The organism is Oceanobacillus iheyensis HTE831, from assembly GCF_000011245.1.
In the GTDB taxonomy this organism is placed as follows: domain Bacteria; phylum Bacillota; class Bacilli; order Bacillales; family Amphibacillaceae; genus Oceanobacillus; species Oceanobacillus iheyensis.
Genome location: NC_004193.1, coordinates 1,736,711 through 1,760,792, shown reverse-complemented (window position 1 = coordinate 1,760,792; position 24,082 = coordinate 1,736,711). Strand labels below are relative to the sequence as shown.

General features: G+C 35.9%; 20 protein-coding genes and 1 riboswitch. Of the genes, 3 read left to right on the top strand and 17 right to left on the bottom strand.

Annotated features, from left to right (window positions below; genetic code table 11):
- Positions 1-85: 85 nt before the first annotated feature.
- The 5 genes from OB_RS08840 to OB_RS08820 form a co-directional block, all read right to left on the bottom strand.
- Positions 86-724, bottom strand: coding sequence for an HAD family hydrolase (locus tag OB_RS08840; protein ID WP_011066114.1), 639 nt, complete (start codon positions 722-724; stop codon positions 86-88).
- Positions 725-752: 28 nt separating this feature from the next.
- On the bottom strand, positions 753-1,109 hold the full coding sequence (locus tag OB_RS08835) for a VOC family protein (protein ID WP_011066113.1): 357 nt from the start codon (positions 1,107-1,109) through the stop codon (positions 753-755).
- A gap of 50 nt (positions 1,110-1,159) precedes the next feature.
- Positions 1,160-2,482, bottom strand: coding sequence for a D-arabinono-1,4-lactone oxidase (locus OB_RS08830; protein ID WP_011066112.1), 1,323 nt, complete (start codon positions 2,480-2,482; stop codon positions 1,160-1,162).
- The gene (locus OB_RS08825; RefSeq protein ID WP_011066111.1) at positions 2,479-3,657 is read right to left on the bottom strand and encodes an amino acid deaminase/aldolase; all 1,179 of its coding nucleotides are present in this window, start codon (positions 3,655-3,657) and stop codon (positions 2,479-2,481) included. The genes OB_RS08830 and OB_RS08825 overlap by 4 nt, the downstream gene beginning before the upstream one ends.
- Positions 3,658-3,849: 192 nt before the next feature.
- A complete protein-coding gene (locus tag OB_RS08820; RefSeq protein ID WP_011066110.1) occupies positions 3,850-5,496 on the bottom strand; it encodes an FAD-binding dehydrogenase in 1,647 nt (548 codons plus the stop codon).
- A 630-nt stretch (positions 5,497-6,126) separates the two neighbouring features.
- On the opposite strand from OB_RS08820, the gene OB_RS18650 reads away from it, so the two are divergent.
- A complete protein-coding gene (locus OB_RS18650) occupies positions 6,127-6,225 on the top strand; it encodes a putative holin-like toxin (RefSeq protein WP_231847011.1) in 99 nt (32 codons plus the stop codon).
- Between the two features lie 539 nt (positions 6,226-6,764).
- Here OB_RS18650 and dapA read toward each other — a convergent pair.
- Positions 6,765-7,652 (bottom strand): 4-hydroxy-tetrahydrodipicolinate synthase, encoded by an 888-nt coding sequence (dapA, locus tag OB_RS08815; protein WP_011066109.1) that lies wholly within the window; start codon positions 7,650-7,652, stop codon positions 6,765-6,767.
- A 103-nt stretch (positions 7,653-7,755) separates the two neighbouring features.
- A riboswitch (Lysine riboswitch) is annotated at positions 7,756-7,938 on the bottom strand.
- A gap of 295 nt (positions 7,939-8,233) precedes the next feature.
- Here dapA and OB_RS08810 point away from each other — a divergent pair.
- Positions 8,234-8,734 carry a DUF3231 family protein gene (locus tag OB_RS08810; RefSeq protein WP_041544143.1) on the top strand — a complete coding sequence of 167 codons (501 nt, stop codon included), beginning with the start codon at positions 8,234-8,236 and terminating at the stop codon, positions 8,732-8,734.
- A 15-nt stretch (positions 8,735-8,749) separates the two neighbouring features.
- Positions 8,750-9,985, top strand: coding sequence for an MFS transporter (locus OB_RS08805; protein ID WP_011066107.1), 1,236 nt, complete (start codon positions 8,750-8,752; stop codon positions 9,983-9,985).
- A gap of 335 nt (positions 9,986-10,320) precedes the next feature.
- On the opposite strand, the gene OB_RS08800 is transcribed toward OB_RS08805, so the two are convergent.
- The 11 genes from OB_RS08800 to OB_RS08750 form a co-directional block, all read right to left on the bottom strand.
- Positions 10,321-10,746 carry a pyridoxamine 5'-phosphate oxidase family protein gene (locus OB_RS08800; RefSeq protein ID WP_011066106.1) on the bottom strand — a complete coding sequence of 142 codons (426 nt, stop codon included), beginning with the start codon at positions 10,744-10,746 and terminating at the stop codon, positions 10,321-10,323.
- A gap of 72 nt (positions 10,747-10,818) precedes the next feature.
- Positions 10,819-12,195, bottom strand: a complete 1,377-nt coding sequence (locus OB_RS08795; RefSeq protein ID WP_011066105.1) for a DUF2254 domain-containing protein — start codon at positions 12,193-12,195, stop codon at positions 10,819-10,821.
- 208 nt (positions 12,196-12,403) lie between these two features.
- Complete coding sequence (gene cysK / locus OB_RS08790; protein ID WP_011066104.1) at positions 12,404-13,327, bottom strand: cysteine synthase A; 924 nt, start codon at positions 13,325-13,327, stop codon at positions 12,404-12,406.
- A 9-nt stretch (positions 13,328-13,336) separates the two neighbouring features.
- Complete coding sequence (locus tag OB_RS08785) at positions 13,337-13,762, bottom strand: PH domain-containing protein (protein WP_011066103.1); 426 nt, start codon at positions 13,760-13,762, stop codon at positions 13,337-13,339.
- Between the two features lie 288 nt (positions 13,763-14,050).
- Positions 14,051-14,923, bottom strand: a complete 873-nt coding sequence (locus tag OB_RS08780; protein WP_011066102.1) for a 5'-3' exonuclease — start codon at positions 14,921-14,923, stop codon at positions 14,051-14,053.
- A 6-nt stretch (positions 14,924-14,929) separates the two neighbouring features.
- On the bottom strand, positions 14,930-18,592 hold the full coding sequence (locus OB_RS08775; protein WP_231847010.1) for a dynamin family protein: 3,663 nt from the start codon (positions 18,590-18,592) through the stop codon (positions 14,930-14,932).
- A 301-nt stretch (positions 18,593-18,893) separates the two neighbouring features.
- Entirely contained in the window at positions 18,894-20,423 is a 1,530-nt protein-coding gene (locus OB_RS08770; RefSeq protein ID WP_011066100.1) for an acyl-CoA carboxylase subunit beta, read from the bottom strand.
- Between the two features lie 22 nt (positions 20,424-20,445).
- Positions 20,446-21,225: an enoyl-CoA hydratase gene (locus OB_RS08765; RefSeq protein WP_011066099.1), complete on the bottom strand. Its 780-nt coding sequence runs from the start codon at positions 21,223-21,225 to the stop codon at positions 20,446-20,448.
- Positions 21,226-21,244: 19 nt separating this feature from the next.
- On the bottom strand, positions 21,245-21,454 hold the full coding sequence (locus OB_RS08760; protein WP_011066098.1) for an acetyl-CoA carboxylase biotin carboxyl carrier protein subunit: 210 nt from the start codon (positions 21,452-21,454) through the stop codon (positions 21,245-21,247).
- Between the two features lie 13 nt (positions 21,455-21,467).
- Positions 21,468-22,808, bottom strand: coding sequence for an acetyl-CoA carboxylase biotin carboxylase subunit (locus OB_RS08755; protein WP_011066097.1), 1,341 nt, complete (start codon positions 22,806-22,808; stop codon positions 21,468-21,470).
- A 15-nt stretch (positions 22,809-22,823) separates the two neighbouring features.
- A complete protein-coding gene (locus OB_RS08750) occupies positions 22,824-23,966 on the bottom strand; it encodes an acyl-CoA dehydrogenase family protein (protein ID WP_011066096.1) in 1,143 nt (380 codons plus the stop codon).
- Positions 23,967-24,082: the final 116 nt, after the last annotated feature.

Below are 24,082 nucleotides of genomic sequence, written 5' to 3'. Positions count from 1 at the left end.
CACTATTAATAAAGTTTCAAAAATCAAAAAAACCTCTACATACTTTTATAAGTTGATAGAGGTTTTTTTCTTCTAATTATGTGGATTATGGTAATAATTCCACATAAAACTGCTCAATGCTTGTAAGATAATAATCTGGTTTCGTATTAAAATCAGCAGATTGAACTTCTTCACTCCAATGAACTCCGACTGTTGTTACATTAGCTTCTTTCCCAGCTAATATATCTGCCTCACTGTCTCCAACAAATAACACTTCTTCTGGGGTAACACTTAATTCTTGCATTGCTAGAATCACACCTTCTCCATGCGGTTTTGGATTAGTTACGTCATCTCCGGTTATGACTACAGCAAAATTTGATCGTATATTCAATTGTTGCAAGGATATGTCTAAACTCCTTTTGGCTTTACCAGTAACAATACCAAGATTAATACCATTTCCATCTAGTTCATCTAATAAATTATGAAGATCCTCCATTGGTTTTACGTATGACGGATGTAATGTTTCATATACTTCATAAAATCGTTCAATCGCTTGCAATTTATCTGGATGCTTAACATTTAATTGAATTATTTCTGTTTCAGATGGACCAAACATCTCTTTTATTTCATCGTTAGTCAAAATAACCTGATCGAACTCCTTAAACACGGTTCTGAATGCCTCAAAACACAATGGGAGTGTATTTGCAATTGTTCCATCGAAATCAAATAGAATCGTTTTCACCATCGTTTTCTCTCACCTTTACTTTCGTTAATTATTGGTGTTGTTCACAGACCATAACCATATTTTTATCCATATCAGAGAAGACAAAAAAGGAAACCATATCATCTCTAGCAATCTCTCTTTCGATGATACCATCATTTTCTTTAATCCATCCATAAGCTTTATCAATATCTTCTGTCAATAACATAAACGAAGGTCTTACATAATCGGGATTATTTCGATTATCATCTAATAACATCCCTCGACCTCCAGATTCAAACCAATGCACGGGGTGAGAAGTATTTACTTTTGGCTTAGGCTTTCCTAAAATCTTCGCATACCATTCAGCAGATTGCTGTAAATCATTTACATGTAAAACTACATCGCCAATTCCTTTAAATAAACGCATTAATATTCCTCCTCAAATCCGATCTCTTTTGCCATTGTTCATCTATTTACTTATACTTTTACTTTTTCTTCCGTATAGAAGAGCTCATCTAAATAGCGATTAACGAACATTCTCTCCGGATCAAGTTGCTGCCTTAATTGGATAAATTGATCCCATTTCGGATACATTTCGCACAAATCTTTTGCTTTCTGTTGATGCAATTTCCCCCAATGGGGCCGTCCGTTATATTTCTTCATGATTGCTTCCATGTCACGAAAGTAAGTCTGATATTCCATTCCTTTGTATACATGAAAAGCGATAAAGGCAGAGTCTCTCTTGTATGATGGACTTAGCCATATATCATCCTGTTTTACCGTACGACACTCTATCGGAAAATGAACCTTATACTGATTTTTCACGATTGTCTCTCGTATTTCTTGGATAGCATCATGAAAGTACTCTATCGGTATTCCATATTCCATTTCTAAGAACCGAACTTTACGAGGAGTAGCAAATAATTGATAACTCTTCGCATCGATAGTAGATTTACTGACAAGTTTTGCAGAGAGACGACTTACTGACCTAGTTAAACTGGGGTATAATAGACAAAGATGAGATACTGCTTGATACATATAATTTTCCACGATGAGGTTATTCCACTGATGTCGTTTTATGCTTTTTGGAGATGTGTTTGTAGGATTCATTGTTTTTGTTTGGACTTGATCGGCATAAGGAAACATAAAAAATTCAAAATGCTGGTTATCTTGGATATACGTTTCTAAATTGTTTAATAGAGTCGGGTAATAAACATGGTTACTGATGTAACGATAGACAGGGCTAGGTACAACGCGGATTTTCGCTTCAATAATTATACCGAACATTCCTAATGAAATTAGACTTGCTTTGAATTCTTCTACGTTATTCTCCTCATTAAGTCTCAGAAGGTTACCACCAGCTGTTACAAAGGTTATTTCCTTCACCTGTGTAGAAATGCTCCCGAACTGAATTCCTGTGCCATGCGTTCCCGTAGAAATTGCTCCTGCGATACTTTGTACATTGATATCTCCTAAGTTTTCCTGGGCGTATCCAAGCTTTTCTAGCGCTTTACTTAAATCATAAAGCCGAGTTCCTCCGTAGACAGTTACAGTATGATTTTTATGATCGACTTCCTTAACACCAGATAGATAGTCTAGAGATACAAGCCAATCTTCAGTCATTACTAAATTTGTAAAAGAATGACCTGCACCAACTACTCGTATTTTCTGTTGATTTTCTGTTGCTGCTTTTACAATTTCAATTACATCTTCGATAGAACGAGGATAATACATCCGTTCTGGTGAGCAGTTGGAGGTAGAAGACCAATTATGCCACTTGAAATTTTGGAAGTGTTTCATAAAAAACATTCTCCTCCCCCACGATAAGTTGGGTATGTCTGTACCCACTTGCCGTTATCAATTACTAATATTTCAGAAAAACGTTCACATATTTCCCCTGCCTTTGCAGCTCGAAAAATAACTGCATTACCAATTGATAAGTTAGCTTTTGTTTGGATAGGTGTTTGTACCTCTCCTGCTCCTTCCAAAGAAATCAATGTAGAATCAGATGGATACACCGGTTGCGGTTGCCTATCTTCTCCAATGCTACCAGATGCTATATAGCCACCACCTAAACATGTATAAATATGCTTCTTCGGTCTTCTAACAACAGGAAGCGAGAAAAATAATGCGGGTTCATATTGGAAATCGCGATAGTGATCAAATAATAATGGTGCATAAAAACCTGAACCTACTGTTACTTCGGTTACAGCTTTTTCCTGTGAAGTTGTTTGTAGACTTCCTGTTCCACCACCATTAAAAAATTCAATTTGTATATTATTTTTCTGCAGTAATTTGTACACCTGTTCTCTACGCTTAGCTATTGTAGGAATTGATTTTTTCTTTAACTGCTTAACAACGTTACTTTTCATTTTCTCTTCTGAGTTACTGTCTGTAACACCAGCAATTTGTGCCTCATATCCCATTAATCCTTTTAGAAATATACCATCTTGAGCATCAATAAATTTTGCGAGTTGAACTACTTCTTTCGATGACTTTAATGGAGATCGTCGTACACCAAAATGAAATCCCGCCCAATCATTACTCATATCCATTTCAATACAAGTGTAAAATTGACCGTCATTTTCCTTTTGAATTGTTGCTAATAATTCAATATGTTCTTTACTATCTACCATACATGTGATTGTTTTCCCTTGAAGATTTAACGTTGCGATTTCTTGGAGAGATTTCTTGTCGAATGTTGGATATCCGATTAAAATATCATCAAACCCTTGTTTAACTAAAAATAAAGCTTCTGAAGCGGTAAAACACATTAGTCCTTTAAATGTTGAACTGGATGATAGGATTTTGTGTAAAACAGGGATCGAGCGAATTGACTTGGTAGCTAAACGAATTTTTTTATCGTTTGCTTGTTTTGCAATGTTAGCTATATTTGATTCAAGCGCATTTTGATCTAATAATAATTGAGGTTTGGCATCTAATGGTACATTTTTAATGATTGCTTTCCAATCCATGTTGGCCACCTTCCACTTTTAGTACTTCGATTAATACACTCCACTGACGGTTAGCGATATTAATCTAGTCAATAGCATCCATTCTTACATTCTAACGTGAAGATTTTTTTATGAACGAGACCTAGTCAAAATAAAGACGATTTATTCTGATAGTACACATTTTTCAAATAGAAGTAAATGAATTTTTCTTATTCACTCTCCTCTTGCAATAGACCTTCCTACGGTTCTTCCACTAAATAAGCACCCGCCAACAAACGTTCCTTCTAATGCCCTATAACCATGCATTCCACCACCACCAAAACCCGCAACTTCACCTGCAGCATATAATCCTTTGATGAGAACGTTTTGTTGATTAAATACTCTTCCAGATAAATCCGTCTGTATTCCTCCAAGCGTTTTTCGGCTAAGTATATGCAGTTTTACACCAATTAATGGACCATTTTCAGCTTTTAATATCGGATGTGGTTTTGCAGTACGGATTAATTTATCACCTAGGAATTTACGAGAATTGTACATAGCAGCTAACTGTAAATCTTTGGTGAATTTATTAGCTAATTGAAGATCTCTTGCTTCGATTTGAGATGTTACATGCTCTACTTTTAATAACGGACTTTCCGTCAGTTGATTCATTTTTTCAACGAGGTCTTCTAGATTAGAAGCCGTTACAAAATCTTCTCCATGATTTAAGAATTTTTGAACTGGTTCTGGAGCACCCGATTGTGCTCTTTTTAAAACTTCACTTATTCGTTTGTTGGTTAAGTCTGGATTTTGCTCTGAGCCAGACAAGGCAAATTCTTTCTCAATAATCTTTTGTGTTAATATAAACCATGAATAATCGTATCCTGTATTTTGTATGGCTTCTAACGTGCTTAATGTATCAAATCCTGGATAGTTTGGTGCATGGAATCGATTTCCTTCTGCATCTAACCAAATCGACGATGGACCTGGTAAAATACGAATTCCATGGTTTTCCCAGACCGAATTCCAATTCTTAATACCTTCTGTATAATGCCACATACGATCACGATGAACAATTCTCGCTCCAGCATGTTCCGCTACTTCTAACATTTTTCCATCTACATGCTCAGGAACTCCGCTCAACATATTTTTTGGTGGCTTTCCTAGCCGCTCCGGCCAATTTTTTCGTATTAGTTCATGGTTTGCTCCAATTCCTCCAGATGTAACCACCACATTTTCTGCTTTGAATGAAAAGCTATCTACTACAATTCTGTTACTAGCCTCTCCTCGCTTTGCTGTAGAACCTTTTAAAATGGAGCCCTCAACACCGTAAACGGTTTCATTTTGAACGAGTAGGTGCTCCGCACGATGACGTGGTAGGTAAGTGACTAACCCTTGTTTTACATAAGATTGCATACGTTCTACGAATGGAGTTACAATACCTGGACCTGTTCCCCATACAATATGAAATCGAGGTACTGAATTTCCATGTCCAGAAGCTAGACTACCACCTCTTTCTGCCCAACCGACAACAGGAAAGAAACGTATTCCATAACTACGTAACCACTCTCTTTTTTCGGAAGCAGCAAATTGAACGTATGCCTCTGCCCATTTCCTCCCCCAATCATCGTCTTTACGATCAAAGCCTGCAGTAGATTTCCAATCATTCCATGCGAGTTCATAAGAATCTTTTATGTTAAGTCTTCGTTGTTCTTTAGAATCTACTAAAAACAAGCCCCCAAATGACCACCAGGCTTGTCCTCCAAGAGATGATTCTGGCTCCTGATCAATCAGAATCACTTTCTTTCCAGATTGCGCTATCTCTACCGTTGCAACTAGACCTGCAATCCCTGCCCCAACAACAATAACGTTTGCTTCCATTACACTCCCCCTAGTTATGTATTTATAAAACTAGTATATCTTATCATTCAAGTAAAGATGACTAATTAACTAGTTTCTTTAATACCTTTATATTCTCATTCCCTGTGTTGTACAGTTGTTTTTTTGAGTTACACATTGGTTTTGAAAAAAGAATTGTGAAGAAGGGTTGGAACAATAGGATTCCAGCAAAAGATAAATATAAATAGTTGGATTATCCAAAATAGCTTTACCGCGATACCATTGCGTATCGTAAAATCACCTGCGCCGTTAATCCATCCGTACATCTCATGAAAATTTCATGAGCGCCACATTTGTGTATGCGTGGTCGTGGACCTTGAAGTTCCTCATCATGCGTTTTATACTCCTTTCTTATTATTGAATTGCTATATAAGAAAGAGAAAAAAACAGGATTTTCATCAATCATTTATTCAATTTTTTTGTATTTGGGATAAACCGTATTTCTAAAGTGATGGTTTGAAGCAAAGAAAACCTTGATGTATAAGGGTTCTTTAAATATCTCGGAGGAATTTGTTGGATATTTATGGTATAATAGAGACAGATATTCATTCGATTTATCATCTATGATAAAGGATAGGGTGGTTGGAGTTATCCCCGAGAGGGGGTGGTTTCATGACAACATTCGAAGCACTTACGCTTATAATTTCGTTTTCTACGATGGTCGTAGCGCTAATTGCAGTCGTTGTCGCTATTTTTAACATAAAAAAATAGCCCCCTATTCGACAAATGGGTAAGGGCTATTTTTTTCTATTCAGAATTAGATAACGCCAATCCCCTATCATAAGGATGGGTATCTAGCGGCCACAGCGGTAACTGTGGTCGTTTTTTATTATATGATTATCTATATATATCATACCACATTTTCGTGAAAAATAAAACAGCTTATGTTTCATTAAGGCATATTGTACCCTTCTTATTTAGAGTTTTCATCAAATAAAGCTCGGTAACTATCGATGTATTAAGCATGGTGACCCAAAAGCCCGCGCAAGTTGTCGGTATCTACAGCTTTCAAGGTCACATGCGCCATATCCTTTGCACCAATGTTAAATGCATGTCTATGTATATGGTCGGCCCCCCTTCGAAAACTAATTCAGTGAGGGCGTTATCACCAAACGCATCCGAATGGATTTCCTGTGCATTCTCCGGGAAAACAATTCTGGATAAATTATTGTGACGGAAACCGTCAATAGGTAATAAAAAAAAGCCCATAAACACAAAATATAATGTTCATGGACTTCTTAATTTTTATATTATATCATTTTAGAATGTTCGAAATCCGATAATACGGACTGTAAATTTTGCAACTGTTCATCGGTTAGCTCGATTAATGGTAATCGAACCTTTCCCACAGGCACAGATTGAAGATTCAGTGCTGTTTTAACTGGAACAGGACTTGGATTTGCAAACATTTCTTGCATGACAGGTAGTACTCGCTGATGTATATTAGCTGCTTCTGCTACTTGACCTTGTTCAAAACGTTGAATCATTTCTTGCATATCATTCCCAATAATATGAGAGGATACAGAAACGATGCCATCAGCACCGATAGCTAGTGCTGGTAAAGTTAAGCTGTCTTCCCCACTATACACAGAAAAATTATCATCTGTAAGGCGAATAATATTTGTCATTTTTTCTAAATTCCCGCTTGCATCTTTGATGGACACAATATTATCTATTTGAGATAAACGTACAACAGTAGATACATCCATATCAACACCTGTGCGTCCTGGAACATTATAAAGCATTACTGGTAATTCTGTGCTTTCTGCAATTACCTTAAAATGTTCATACATGCTATCCTGTGACGGTTTATTATAATATGGTGCAACAAGCATTACTCCATCAACACCTGTTTTTGCTACTTCTTTTGTCAATTCAATCGATGCTTTCGTATAATTAGAGCCCGTTCCGGCAATTACGGGTACTGCTCCATTTACTTTTTTCACGACATATTCGAATAATTTTATTCTCTCTTCATGTGTTAACGTTGGAGATTCACCTGTGGTACCAGCTACTACCAAACCATCTGACCCATTATTAATTAGATGGTCAATTAAATGATCCAATGCTTGAAAATCGATTTCTTCATGTTTATCGAAAGGCGTCACCATCGCTGTTAATACTTTTCCAAAATTCATGTAAACACACCCTTTTTATAATTTGAACAAACTTGCTTTAAGAGGGTTGGGCCAAATTAAAAAGCACCAACGGAAGCCCGTTGCTGCTGAACATATAAGTTCCCAGCTCGATAGCCCTCCATATAGTCTCCTATATGACAGCACTGTTATTTGTTCAATAGCAGCACCAACGAGTTAATGAATGAGTATTTCACTCGCTTCGGCAGATTCCCCTTTCCATACGCTTCACTAGGGCTCATTTCCCTTCCGCGTATATACTGATGGTCTCCGCACCTCTATCCAAAACCTATGAATATGATTCACTTGGTACGTGTATTATAGCAGGAACCATCATGAAAGACAAACATTTTTTATAATGTAAAATTACATCGGACAATTATTATTTAGGTAAACATAGACATAACCTGACAAATAAGCTACATTACTATACTCAAATAAAATCATAAAATTATCTAGATTTCTTTTTAGTATAACTTATGCGAAAAATCACTAGTCGTGCGAAATCGTTTCATTTATTAAGCATAAGTTCGTATAAAAAGGAAAACCTATATTGTACTTATTATGTCAAAAGGAGAATTCATATGGTTATGCATCGTTTTAAAGAAAAAGATGAACCATTCCATTCAGGTGAAGTATATCATTTATGGAGTTACTTATATCAAGTAAAAACATCCTTAGTGACACTGCAAGTTTTTATAAACCATAGTGTCGACCATGACTTCCGGATATTAGTAGAAGATTTATTAGAAAGTTGTTTCACTCAAGAAAGTGAACAAATCGAAGGTATTTTAAAAGAAGCAGGTATCCGATTACCTCCTTCACCTCCTGATCGTCCAAATGTAGATCAACATGATATCCCAGCCGGAGCAAAATTCAATGACAATGAGCTAGCGTTACTTGTTCAAAATGAGTTGTTGTCAGGAAGGCTTGCCGCTAATAATATTATTGCAGTTGCTTTGAGAGAAGATATTCGCGATTTATTTATGGAATGTATTAATCAACGGTTAGAATATGAACAAAAAATACTTCATGTAATGAAACAAAAAGGATGGCTCGCAATACCACCAATTAATATAAAATAAAGGGGTACACATAGCATGGGAAAGAATCATACAAGTACTGCGATCCTATCACTTGGTTCTATACCTTTTATTACCACTCTCGGTAATTCAACATTAATTCCAATTCTTCCTGAAATGAAAGAAGCATTAGGTATAAGTAATATCCAAGTTAGCTTAACCATCACTCTTTTTTCTATAGCAGCCGCTATTTGTATTCCTGTAGCAGGTTATCTATCTGATCGCTTTTCTCGAAAGGCGATTATCGTACCTTCCTTAGTTATTTTTGGTGCTGGTGGATTGTTAGCCGGAATTGGAGCTGCGTTTTTTTCATCTGCATTTATATGGTTATTAATCGGTAGAATTATTCAAGGTATAGGAGCTGCGGGGACATTTCCGATTGCTATGGCACTAATCGGAGATCTTTTTAAAGGTAGCGAGCAGAGCAAAATGTTAGGAATTTATGAAGCTTCTAATGAACTTGGAAAGGTATTATCACCTATTATTGGTGCTGCCTTTGCACTTATTACATGGTATTTTGTATTTTTTACATTTCCTGTGATTAGTTTTCTCTGTGCAATACTAGTTTTCTTTTTTATAAAAGAAAGAAGAAATAGACAAACTCCACCTCCCTTTTATCAATACGTTAAAGGACTGTTTTTAGTGTTTAAACAAGAAGGACGATGGTTATTCACTGTCTATTTGGCTGGTGGTACGTGTTTATTAACCATTTTTGGAATTCTTTTTTATTTATCTGACAAATTAGAAACGGAAAATCATATTATTGGTGTATGGAAAGGACTTATTTTAGCTATTCCACTCCTTATTTTAGTAGCAACATCGTATAGAACCGGTAGTAGAATCGGTAAGAATTTCGTGAAAATGAAACGATTAGCAGTATTTGGTTTTTTACTTATGACGCTCTCCTATTTATCACTCATATGGATAGAACCCTTAGTATGGTTTATTTTTGCACTATGCTTTAGCAGTATAGGAGCTGGCCTAGTCTTGCCTTGTGTCAATACAATGATTGCTGGTGCAGTTGGTAAAGAAAAGCGAGGATTTATTACTTCACTATACGGTTCTGTAAGATATATCGGTGTTGCCCTTGGACCTTTATTGTTTGGCTGGTTAATGGATTGGTCTAGAACGGGATTATTCTTATCTGTAGCATGCTTCACTTTTTTCGTAGCATTGTTAGTCTTATTTCTACTTCATGTAAATGGTATGGATGGAAGAGATAAACGAACGAAGATTACGTATAATTATTACTAATATTATATAAGTAGGAAAAATGATTAAATCTGACTACATTGACCATTCAAAGAAGCTGAGACAAAAGTATTTAATCAAAAGAAAAAATTCAAAAATCCGCTTCAGAAATATACTGTACTTTTCATAGGTTGCCGGTGAGCCTCCTGGATGATTATGCATCGAGGTCTCGCCTAGGCCGGGATCCCTCTTTGGACAAGGAAGACCTCAACAGCATTACATCGCACGCAGAAAATCAATTTTGTAATTTTCCATGAGTCTCCGTATATTTCTTCCGCTTATTCTAGTTTTCATCCGTCTTTTGATCAAAATTTTTGTTTTGTCTCAGCCTCAATTGGTTAATTAAAATTTAATTCTTGTGGACTTTCTCCATTTTTATTCATTAAACGAATATGCAAAGGTTTTATTTCTAAAATAGTAAGGTTCGGGTCATTCGGTCCGTCAAAATACAACTTCATGCGATCATTCCAAAGTTTATTTTTAAGTTCTTGCGAATCATTAAACGAAACCTTTCCTTCATATTCTACATATTTGTCACCAAACCCTTCACCATCATAACCCAAAATAATATGAGTATAAGGATTGGCTTCAATGTCTTCTGCTTTATCAGTTTCTTTATTTGTTGGTGTGTAAAGTGTTACGTTTTCATGAAAGAAAGTCATATACCTTGAATGAGGCATTTGCTTCTTTACCGTTGCCATCGTTCCTACAAAATTATTCTCTAATATTTGCTCGATTTGATGTTTTACATTTTCCTGACTCAATTTAATCACTCCTTTGTAGGCTTGTACTTAAAATTACTATTCCTTTCTCATGAATTCTTATACACATAACCTCTACTGTGCATTCCCTTTAAAATGTTGTTCAATATATTTGTAGTGTTCGATATTGCCTGTTATTTCAGCGAGCTTGTGCAGGTTTCTTAGTAATAATTTGCGATCAATATCAAAAATAAACTCGGTGTAAATATGATCAAGCGTATTACTAGCAAATTCCCAAATGACATCATGGTGTTTTTCAGAAACTGATCCTGCCAACCTGGTGAGTGCAGCAATTATATCAGTGATAATTGGATAATTCTTCTGAGCATAGTGCCTTATAACACCTATACCTTGATATAAGTGATATTCAAAATTATCCACCTCTAAGATCAGACGAACCTGATTATTCTCGTCAACTAAATAGGGAGAAAACGTCATCTTCTCTTCTAAGGTCAATAACAAATCTGTCACTTGAAAAATGGTATTGGATGCAGTTTTAGGATCATCATTCCCCATCGCTTTTATTGCGATTTCTCCAAGTTTATTTAATCCAAATTTTAAATCCTGAATCTCTGTTTCCTTATGTCCAATTCGGATAAATTGGATATACTTCGATTCATCCACTTTATCCGCACCCGGACCCCAATAGGTAAATAGTTTATTTCCATTTAAAACAAAACTGCCCACTCGCACTTCCATTTCAATAACTATATTATCTTTTTTTGCCTCTTTAATTAGCTCCTTAAATAAAATTAATTGAATATAACCAGACTTTGGTGACATTACCGTTTTATTTTGCGTATTATTTTTATCTAATAAATCTCCTGGTTGATCTCTTCGTATTTCTTCTAGTTCTTGCGAAAAAGCACTGTCTATTATTCCTTCAGAAACATCCTTCATCATATCGGTAATATTGTGAACCTGCATCCATGATGTTGCATGATTTATAAAATAAATAAAGACAATGGCTGTGAAGAAGGCAATTACAACTGTTACAAATGGTACGGCACTAAAATAATCTACTGGTCTGCTGCTAATAAATAAAAACATAATTAAAACATAGACAAAACTACCATTAAACACTCCAAGAATATGTTGTGTATGTTTGTCTTTCACAAAATTCTGCAATAATCTTGGTGAGAATTGTCCACTAAACGTAGTAAGGACAACTAGTAAAGAGTTCAATGTAAAAGCACTTAATGTTAAGACGCCTCCAATTAAGGAGCTAATAAGTAGACGCGTAGTTTCAAATTCCGCCTTAAAAAAAACAGGCATATATTGGGCTATTCCTATACCGACATCAAGATACAACGTTATAGCTGCAAATAAGAATGTTGCAATAATATAAAGCAACGGTGTCCGCCATAGTGTTAAACGAAGTTCATATTGTCGTTCCGGCTTGGACATTTGCAAATACTTACTGATCGAAGGTGGTAATAATTTTACAAGCATATCCTTTTCTCCTCTATTTTGTTTTACACTGGTGTGTTTAATATAGTTTTTACCCGGAATAATGAAATCTAACACCTATATTTCACTTCGGATGACTTTGAAAGAATAATCACTCGCGACTAAACCTTCGTTCTCCATTCAAATAGAAAAATAGTGAGAAAGATCATTTGTTCATGACCTTTCTCACTATTACGGTAAAAGTTTTATTTTACTTTTCATCAAACATATCCATGGATAGATAACGTTCTCCTGTATCTGGTGCTATACATACAAGCTTTTTGTTTGGGCCAAGCTTCTTCGCTACTTCCATTGCCGCATATACAGCAGCTGCTCCAGATGGACCAAGAAAAATCCCTTCTTTTTGAGCAAGGTCTTTTAATAAAGTGACAGCTTGTTCATCTTTAATTTGAATGATTTCATCGTATACATCCGTATTTAAAATATCAGGTACGAATCCCGGACTTGTGCCAACGAGTTTATGCGGTCCCGGCTTTCCTCCTGATAAGACGGGTGATCCTTCTGGTTCCACAACCGCCACATGCACATGTGGTAACTTTTCCTTTAATGTTTCTCCTGTACCTGTTACCGTACCACCAGTTCCTGCAGTACAGACAAACGCATCTAATTGATTATCCATCTGTTCCAAGATTTCTAAAGCAGTGCTAATACGATGAACATCTGGGTTAGCTACATTTTCAAATTGTTGAGGTATAAAACTGTTAGGAATGGATTTTTGAAGTTCTAGCGCTTTACGTATGGATCCAGGCATTTTTTCCTCACTTGGCGTAAGTACGACTTCTGCTCCATACGCCTTTAATATATTTCGACGTTCCATCGTACTATTATCCGGCATAATCATAATTGCTTTATATCCTTTAGCAGATGCCGCCATTGCCAAACCGATGCCTGTATTTCCACTTGTAGGTTCTATAATAGTGGCTCCTTGTTTTATTAACCCTTGTTCTTCTGCTACACGTATCATATGGGATGCAGCTCGGTCTTTTACACTACCGCTCGGATTAAACATCTCTAACTTTACATATATGTCAGCTGCATTTTCTGGTTGGAGACGATTTAACTTAACCATTGGTGTTTGACCAATTAATTCAGTTACATCATTGACTACACGCATGTGATATCCCTACTTTCTTTCAATACTTTCTAATAATCGCTTATCAATAGATATGTCAGGATTGATATCCATTAACTGCTGTAAGAATGATTCTTTCTCTTCAGGTGAGATCGTAACAATATCATACTTTCCACTCTTAATTTGCATTCGATCAAATGAAAGAGCTGGAGAAGTCAACGGAAATTTTGTCTTAAAAATAACTTCTATATCTTTGATTTTTACAGTTTGCTTAACGGGACCATAATAAATAAGTATTTTATCATTGTCAATTCGATAGCCTGTACGGAACCAAAACCACAGTAGAAAAAGTCCAATTATAATCATTAACAAAGAAGCGAACCATTGACCATTTAATAGAGGAGCAATAACTCCTAGTAATACCACTGTCCACAATATAATCGTTAACCATTTATCTCTTTTTGACCGAAAATACAATGTAGCTCCTCCTCTTTACTTGTATCCAATAAGTTTATTATAGACTTGAATAGTCAATTTTAGCAAAACTTTCATTATGTGGTCGCAGTCTCACTCCACTGAAGATCGTTATAAAGAACAGAGATTGTACAGTTTCTTTACAATCTCTTGTATAAAATCCAAAGCGTATCAGGGGTATCGTTTATACCCCTACACCGTATATAGGATACCCCCACGATCCCCAACAAAAAAAGACTGCACCAAGTAGAAAGGTACAGTCTTTTTAAGGTAAATCTGTTTTAGAATATGTTAAGAAGTTGCAAACCAACGATCGATATTTTTAAATTCTAACTCATTCAATTTATTTGTTGCAGTTTCAAGATTTACATTCCATTCAGATGTATCTAACGAACAACTGATAGGGACATCACATTTAATTTCTGCCAACGATCTAGAAAGATGAAGCATATCTAAATTAGCATTTATTTTAGCTTGTACACCTTTTGGTAATTTTTCTATATTGTTTAGCAAGTCATCAATGGTTTCATATTCTTGTAGCAGTTTAATTGCTGTTTTTTCTCCTATCCCTTTCACTCCTGGATAGTTATCCGAAGAATCTCCCATCAATCCTTTTAAATCTATAATTTGTTTTGGTGATAAACCTTTTTTCTCGTAAAAGTTATCTTGGTCGAACACCTCGTAATTTCCTTGACCTTTACGCATAATAGCAATTCGAATATTCTCTTTTACTAATTGCAAAAGGTCTTGATCACCAGTTAGTACAGTAACTTCATTCTCCAAACTATACGCATGTGCTAAAGTTCCAATACAATCATCTGCTTCAAAGTTTTCTAAGCCGATATTCGGCATATTAAAGGCTTCTACTACTTCTTTTACTAAATCAAATTGTGGTATCAACTCTTTCGGTGGTTCATCACGATTTGCTTTATAGCCTGCAAATAACTCTGTTCGGAAAGTTTTGCTCCCCATATCCCAACAACAGATTACATGTGTTGGCTCAAATTTCTGTACGGAATCCATTAGATAACGTAAGAACTGATACACACCATTCGTAGGAACTCCTTTTGATGTATACATAAAATTACCGCGGAATGACGTTGCAAAAAATCCTCTAAACAATAATGCCATACCGTCTACAAGCAACACTTTATTTGAAGCCATGTACGATCAATCCTTCCCTTTTAATTCAAGCAATAACTTTTCGAGCTGCTTAGAACGCTCTATAATCATTTCCATATCAACTGAAACAAACATACGATTAATATATTGTTCTGCAATTTCTTCAATTTCCGATTGCCACTGACTTTTCAGTTGATTAAATTTTGTTGTCCATTGCTCTTTGTAATCTTTATATAAAAGTCTATTTCCTTCATCTACATAATCTTTTACAGAAGGTTCAATTATAGCATACATTTGATCTTTTATCGTCTCTTTTTGATTTTTAACAAAGAAGCTCCTCGTATCTTTATAGTTAGAAATTACTTTCTTCAAACTTGCATCCTTTTCTAACTTTATAGATGGATAATGATCGGGTGTACGCAACTCCGGTAGATCTAAGCTAGCTAATTCGAAAATACCATCATTACGGAAAGCAAAAGAAGTAATTTCATCATGAATCTCCTTCATACATTCATGAATTAAATGCTCCAGCCGTAGGGAGATTGCTTGTAATTCTTGTTTTAATTCTTGACCAATATAGATGGACAACTCATCAAATTGACTAAAAAGTTGATCCCTCCCTGCAGAACCGGATTCCGTAATGGTTGTCGGGTTATAAATTTCTTTAAATAAATCATGGAATCGTATCCCAAAACGTTGGGCGACATAAAAAGTTTGTTTTTCTAATTTCTGCTTCATTCGAGTAATATACGAATCATCTTTAAACGTTGAGACATATTGAATTGTTTCATTTTTAATATCATTTATATCTTTTTTACGCTGCTCTTTACCAGACGCATCCATTTGTAATGATCGAATATATTCTGTTAAAGCATGGTAAGCTCTTTCTAAATCTCTCACAGCAGCCTGTTTTGTTAATGAAGTAAGGTCATTATGAATAAAACTATAAAACGACTCCTCTAACTTCATCATTTCATCATTTAACGGTTCTTTCGCTCTTTTTTCCTTTAATGACAATTTGCTCGAAACAGGATATAAACGTGGGTGACGAATTCCTAATTGAAGTAGTTGTTCTTCTACATAATTCGTCACTAATGCAAGTTCTGTTTGATCGACAGCTAGATCACTAGCATTCACAATGAAAAACATCTTATCTAATTCAAAGACATCCTTCACCCTACCTAACTGCATCAGAAAATCTTTGTCTGCTCGCGATAAAGCATGGTTATAATACGTAACATAAAGAATCGCATCTGCATGCTTTATGTATTCAAATGATACATTTGTATGGCGAGCATTTATGGAATCGGCACCAGGAGTATCCACTAAAGTTATTCCTTGTTGCGTAATTCCACAATCGTAATAAAGATCCATTTCTTTAATAAAACATGCTTTCGATTCCTCTGTTACAAAAGATGAAAACTCCTGTAAAGTGATCATCTTCTCACTACCAAGATAATCTTTCATTTGCTGGTAACCACTTTCGATTGCCGCTAAATAAGAACGATACATGCGCTGAAGATTTTCGTCTTTCGTAATTGCTTTTTTGTCCACCCACTCCATAAGCTCTTCCAGAGTCCCTTCTGGAGGACGGTAGGCTTTCGTTATTCGCTGTATGTCTTCTATCATCGCAGCCTCACTTTTAACTGATACAACTACTTGACCATGCTCATAAGGCTCTTGTACAGGACGAATTCGATTTACAGCTGCTGTAGTAGGATTAGGTGACACAGGTAAAACTTCTTCACCAATTAACGCATTTGCAAATGATGATTTTCCCGCACTAAACGCACCGAATAATGCGATCGTATAAGAACGGTTTTTTAAGCTAGATTCACGTTTATTTAAATCATGTTGGTAACTTTCAAAACCTGACAGATCCAAAATTGAACTTGCTTCAATCATCGACCTTTGTAATGTCCGTGTATTAATTTGAGAAAGCTGAACACTATTTTGTTCCACATACTCATCAATATTTTGTATTTCTGATGTATTATCCGTCATTTGCTCAGGAGTGTCTTCTTCGTTATACATCCCATTTGGTTTACGCTCTTGAATTTGGTTTTGCATTTCTTGCAATGTTTCATCAGAAGGATTAGGATCCATTAACGTATCTTCTAACAGGTGAAGATAATCATTTTTCTCTTGGATAATTAATGCTTTATTTTCTGCTGTTTCTTTTATCTGATTTAACTGATTTAACTCCATTTCCAAGTTAGAAATTTCTTGGGTATTAAATTCCTGTAATTGTTTAGATGCCTCATCAAGCATGGCGCTCATTTGACGCCTAAATTGACCTTTTACCTGCTCTACCAAATCATTCGTGTAAATTAATACAAAATCACCATTTACTTCTGCACCTTTGCGTATAGATTTAGTTAAGTCTTCTTCACCTAATTGTATTTCTAAATAAGGAAGAATCTGCTCTCGAAGACTACTAGGTAATTGTTGATTATTTACCTCTTCATACCATTTATCACGTATTCTCCATTTTAAAGCTGTTTGGATGGTTTCGTTTATCCCATCTAGGAATTGTCGCTTGCGTTCTTGTTTGGCTTCCTCTGTCTTTTTCTGAGATTTAAATATACCACCAACTTTAAAACCAGTTTGCTGCGATTCCAGATACAATTTTGCTTTTTCTCTAAGTTCAGCAGGCATTAAATAAGCATTCTTTAAAGTTTGTTGAAGTTCCCTTTTAAAAGACTCTTTTAATTCGGTTCCTTGATGTGTAAGTTGTTGCATACGATCCGACAATTCATTCCATTTTTCTTCTTTTTCCGACCAGTCAGTATCCGCATCAAATAAATCCAACTTCTTATCGATGTTAGTTTGTACATAAGATTTATGATCTTCTAATATATGCATCATGCTAGTTGATGTATTAAGATAGTCACTTTTATTAGTAAGCATCTGATAAACAAATGAGTATAGCTCATTCCATTGGTTATAGTTTGCTTGTGGTTCTTTAAGAGATGTGTAGAAAACCTTCGAAGGATGTAAATTCCATTGATCAAATGTTTGTTTGATTTTTTGTTGGAATTCGTCAAATGTTAATTCTTCATCGTCATGTTTGTCGATTTGATTAACAATCACAACATAGGGAAGCTGTTTATCCTCCATTGTTTGTAAAAATTGTAAATTAACTTCTGATTGGACATGGTTATAATCCGTTATATACAGCATATAATCCGCTAAGTGTAATGCAGATTCTGTAAGCATCCGATCCGCATCATCTGCAGCATCGATTCCCGGGGTATCCAATATCGCTGTTCCTTCAGGTAAGATGGTTGTGCTCGTACTGATATCAATCCTACTAATTTGTTGTTTGTCTGTTGAATATTTCTTAATTTCCTGTAAATCATATGGTTCTCTATACACTCTCTTATCACCATTATGGAAATAAACGTTGGCAACCCCTTGGCCAGACGTGATTTTAACTATGTTTGCACTTGTTGGTATTGGACTATTCGCTAGTAATTCTGAGCCCATTAAATGATTAATCATCGATGACTTTCCAGCTGAAAAGTGCCCCACTAATGCGATAATTAACTCTTGGTTTTGGTATTTTTCTAATACGTCTAGCATTCGATTTGCATGAATAACATCACCATATTCACGCATTTTTTCATATAGTGCAATAATTTGATTTTGATTAATCGTATGTTGATGTTGAACGACCATGACTGACTTCCCTTCCTTTTCCCTGCCCACAATTTACCCCTATTATACGTAATTATAAGAACATACGCCACCAAAAATCGAAATGCTATTAGTTTACATAATAATATTATAGTTAATTATAGGTCTAGCCATAAATTACTGTTTGGGTTTTAGTAATAACCAGAATATGATAGTAATGCAATCGATGACGCAGTTGGAAAAGATTATTTTTCAACTTAGCTACATAGCCTACGTTTGTAATGCAAATTAATACAACAAACATTCTATCTCCTTATAAAAAAATATCCCGAATGTAAACTACTTCATTCGGGATACGTATATACCATATTGATTAAACAGGATAAACACCATGTTTTCTTTCTGTGAATGTCATTTTTTTATTTTCGTAAATACTGAAGCGTTGTATTAATTCCTGGCGCAGTTCATTTGGATTGATAATATCATCAATTACCATCTCAGAAGCCAGTCGATACACATCAATATTTTCCTTATATTCATCTTGTTTTTGTTTAATAAATGCAGCTCTTTCTTCTTCCGGTAATTTAGCAATTTTATTTGCTTCTACAGCATTAACTGCAGCTTCAGGCCCCATAACTGCGATTTGTGCGTTAGGAAATGCGAGGCAACAGTCTGGTTCAAATGCTGGTCCCGACATTGCATAAAGACCCGCACCATATGCTTTCCGAACGATTACCGATATTTTTGGAACGGTAACTTCACTCATTGCAAATAACATTTTTGCACCATGCCGAATAATTCCTTGCTTTTCTACACCTGTACCAATCATAAATCCTGGAACATCTGTCAAAAATAGTAAAGGTATTTCAAATGCATCACAAAGTTGAATGAATTTTGCTGCTTTATCCGCTGAATCAGTAAAAAGAACTCCGCCTTTTACCCTTGGTTGATTAGCGATAATACCTACACTCTTTCCATTTAATCTTGCAAGACCAGTTATTAATTCTGGTGCAAACTTTTTCTTGATTTCACAAAAGCTATCTTCATCAATCGTTCGATTAATGAGTTCATACATATCAAATGCAGCATTCTGGTTCGTTGGTATTATTTCTTCAATAGTTTTATCTTGCTGTTTAGGTAATCTTGCTTCTTTCGGCAATGGTTTTTGACGGAAATTTGCAGGAAAATAATCTAAATACGTTCTTGCAAAAGCAATAGCCTCTTCCTCAGATTCGACTAGTACATCGCCAACACCAGAAACAGAACAATGCATATTAGCTCCGCCCATTTCTTCCAATGTAACTTTTTCGCCTATTACTTTTTCCGCCATCCGCGGTGACCCTAAATACATAGAAGCATTGCCATCTACCATCACGACAATATCACAAAAAGCAGGAATGTATGCCCCTCCTGCAGCAGAAGGACCAAACAATAAACAAATTTGTGGTACTCTACCGGAAAGTTTTATTTGATTATAGAAGATACGCCCTGCTCCTCTTCGGCCTGGGAACATTTCTACCTGATCGGTAATTCTAGCACCAGCTGAATCTACTAGATAAAGGATCGGAACTTCCATTTTCTCTGCCGTTTCCTGAATACGCAATATTTTTTCCACTGTGCGTTTACCCCAAGACCCTGCTTTTACAGTCGAGTCATTTGCCATCACACATACAGTCTGACCATTAATTTTTCCTATAGCAGTAATCACTCCATCAGCAGGTAAATCCTCTGCTGAATGATTGGCAAATAACGCATCTTCTACATTAATATCTTGATCGAATAAAAGTTCGATTCGTTTTCGAGCAAATAGTTTACCTTTATCCGTGTTACTGTCATGATACTTTTGCTTTCCGCCTTTTTCTATTTTTTCTATTCGTTGTTGTAATTCCTGAATATAATCCATAGACTCGCTCCTCCCTTTACTGTTATCTACCTTGGTAATCTGGTTTTCTCTTTTCTGCAAAAGCTTGAAGACCTTCTCGCCTATCATGAGTAGGTATTACTTTCTGGTAAGATAAATGTTCTATTTCTAATCCATTTTCTAAGGTTGTATCTAATCCATTGTTGATAACACCCTTTGCTAACTGCACAGCAAGCGGTCCATTAGATGCAATTCTTTTTGCTAATTGAACAGCTTCATCTAATAATTCCTCTTGGCTGACCGATCGCTCAATCAAATGAAGACGTAAAGCTTCTTCGGTATTTACTGGAACAGCAGAGTATATAAGTCTTTTAGCATGACCGACACCAATTGTCCTTGGTAATCGTTGTGTTCCTCCGGCTCCGGGTATAATTGCTAAAGATGTTTCTGTTAATCCTAACTTAGTATTATTCACGGCTATCCGAATGTCGCATGCTAACGCTAGTTCTAACCCACCACCGAGAGCAACCCCATTTATAGCAGCAATTACTGGTACTTGTAACTTCTCTATTCGATTAATCGTCTCACCGATTTGTTTAACGGCGTGAATCACTTGATCATCACTCATACCTTTTCGCTCTTTTAAGTCTGCACCAGCACAAAAAGCCTTTGTTCCTGCGCCTGTTACAATCACACAACGAATAGTGTCATTTTGTTGGATTTCATCGAGTAGTTGATTTAATTCATTTAAGAGACTTTCAGATAACGCATTTGCCGCTTGAAGACGCTGTAAAGTTATGATTCCAGTATACTTCTCCACTATTTCATAGTTTAAATAGTCCATCGAATCCTCCTAATAACGATTACTCTATGATTGCTAGAACGTCACCTTCGTTTACAAAATCTCCTTCGTTTACTTTCCATTGCTTCAATGTGCCCGCAGATTCAACAGCAATAGGAATTTCCATTTTCATTGATTCTAGAATAACGATATCCTGTCCAGACTCTACTTTATTTCCTTGTTCTACCGTAATCTTCCATACATTTCCTGCCATACTTGCTTTTACTTCCATTGATAATTCCTCCTTATTTTTGATAATAATCTTGGATAAATGTTGTCGTCGTATCCCCATTCACATAAGCGGGGTAATCGATAATTTCTTTTATCATTGTGATATTTGTCTTAATTCCTTCTACTATAAATTGATTCATCGCAACTTTTAAATTAGCAATCGCTTCAGACCTTGTATCGCCCGTAACAATGAGCTTTGCTATCATTGGATCGTAAAATGGTGTGACTTGATCTCCTTCTTTAACTGCACATTCATTTCGAATACACTCTCCTTTTGGTAAAGAGAATTGAGTAATTTTACCGGGTGAAGGGAAAAATGTTATCGGGTCTTCTGCATAGATTCTAGCTTCAATAGCATGACCAGTTTGTCGTATGTCATTTTGTGTTATTTGCAGTGATTCCCCTTGTGCTATTTTAATTTGATGTTCAACAATATCGATACCTGTGGTTTCCTCTGTTATGGGGTGTTCCACTTGTATACGTGTATTCATTTCTAAAAAGTAGTAGTTTTCTTCCTTATCAACAAGAAATTCAATCGTTCCAGCATTCGTATAGTTTATTTGTTTTGTTGCTCGAATGGATGCTTCTCCCATATCTTTGCGCAATCTATCTGATACGAATGGAGATGGAGCTTCTTCTATTACTTTTTGATTCCTTCTCTGAATGGAACACTCTCTTTCGAATAAATGAACAACATTCCCATGATGGTCAGCCAAAACTTGAAATTCAATATGTCTTGTTTCTTCTATTTTTTTCTCTAAAAACATGGAACCGTTACCAAAAAAATTAGCTGCTCTTTTTGAATTGCTATCAAATGCTTTCACTAATTCATCATCGTTATGAACAATTTGCATTCCGATACCGCCGCCTCCAGCAGCTGCTTTAAGCATAATAGGATAACCAATCTCAGATGCATACTTCACAGCTTCTTCAACCGAAGAAATCGCTTCTTCTGTACCCGGAACAATGGGTACACCTGCCTGTTTCATCGTTCTTCTAGCTGCTATTTTGTCCCCCATTAGTTCAATTATTTCAGGAGATGGTCCTATAAACGTAATCTTTTCTTTCAAGCAACGATTAGCAAAACTAGCATTCTCGCTAAGGAATCCATAACCAGGGTGAATAGCATCTATGTTTGCCTGTTTCGCTATTTCAAAGATTTTATCTACATTCAAATAACTTTCCTGTACTCGATTTCCACCAACTAAATAAGATTCGTCTGCTTCTTTTACAAATAAAGCATCTTTATCGGCATCTGAGTATATGGCAATTGTTTCAATATTTAATTGTCTACATGTACGAATGATTCTCCGAGCAATTTCACCTCGATTAGCAATCAACATTCTCTTAATCATAGAATCCTCCTCACATTAACATCCTAACTGTCTAGCAATTACAAGCCTTTGAATCTCTGATGTTCCTTCGCCAATCTCTAGCAATTTTGCATCACGTAAGTATCTTTCTACTTCATATTCACGCATATATCCGTAACCACCATGAATCTGAATTGCTTGATTAGCCGAGCGAGTAGCCGTTTCTGTAGCAAAAAGCTTAGCATACGCAGCTTCTTTAGAGAAATTCTTTCCTTCATCCTTCAACCAAGCTGCCTTTAATACCATATTACGAGCCAGTTCTACTTCCATAGCCATATCTGCTAATTTAAACTGAATCGCTTGAAAGTTAGATATAGATTTTCCAAATTGCTTACGCTCTTTTGCATATGCTAAAGCTTTATCTAATGCAGCCTGAGCAATACCAACCCCTAATGCTGCTATCGAAATTCTTCCTCCATCTAGCGTTTGAAGAAATTGAGGATGTCCTTTATGCTCTGTACCCAATAAATTACTGCGTGGTACACGTACATCATTTAGTACGATTTCTGCTGTATCAGATCCTCTAACCCCCATTTTGTCGTAATTACTTGTAATAGTTAACCCCGGTGTATCTGTTGGTACCAAGATTGCCGATATTCGATTTCGACCATCCTTATTTATTTCAGTTACTGCAGTAACAGTGATGAATTTTGCATAACTGGCATTTGTAATAAAACATTTTTCACCATTGATGATATAGTCATCACCATCCACTTTAGCTGTTGTTTTTGTACCACCAGAGTCAGATCCGGCATTTGGTTCAGTTAATCCAAACGCTCCAAGTCCTTCACCTGATGCAAGCGGTTTCAAAAAATCCAATTTCTGTTGTTCTGTTCCAAAATAATAAATTGGACTAGCACCTAAGGATACTGCTGCAGCATAACTGAGTCCTGTGCTTCCACAAATACGACCAATCTCTTCTACCGCAAGTGCATATGATACTGTATCTCCGCCTGATCCACCGTACTCTTCTGGAAAGGGGAGACCAAGTAATCCTAGCTCTCCCATTTGTTTAAAAATATCTTCTGGAAATTCAGCTTTCGTATCAATTTCGATAGCTCTTGGTTGGATCACGGTTTCTGCAAAATCACGAACCATCTTTCGAATCATAATCTGCTCTTTCGTAAGCTCAAAGTTCATGTACATCCTCCCTTTTTTCAAGCAACATATGTTACTCAGTCATAAAAATCAAATGGTTATGAATTATCATACATTCGATTATACTTTCTATTTTATCAAAAGGAATGAAATAGGCA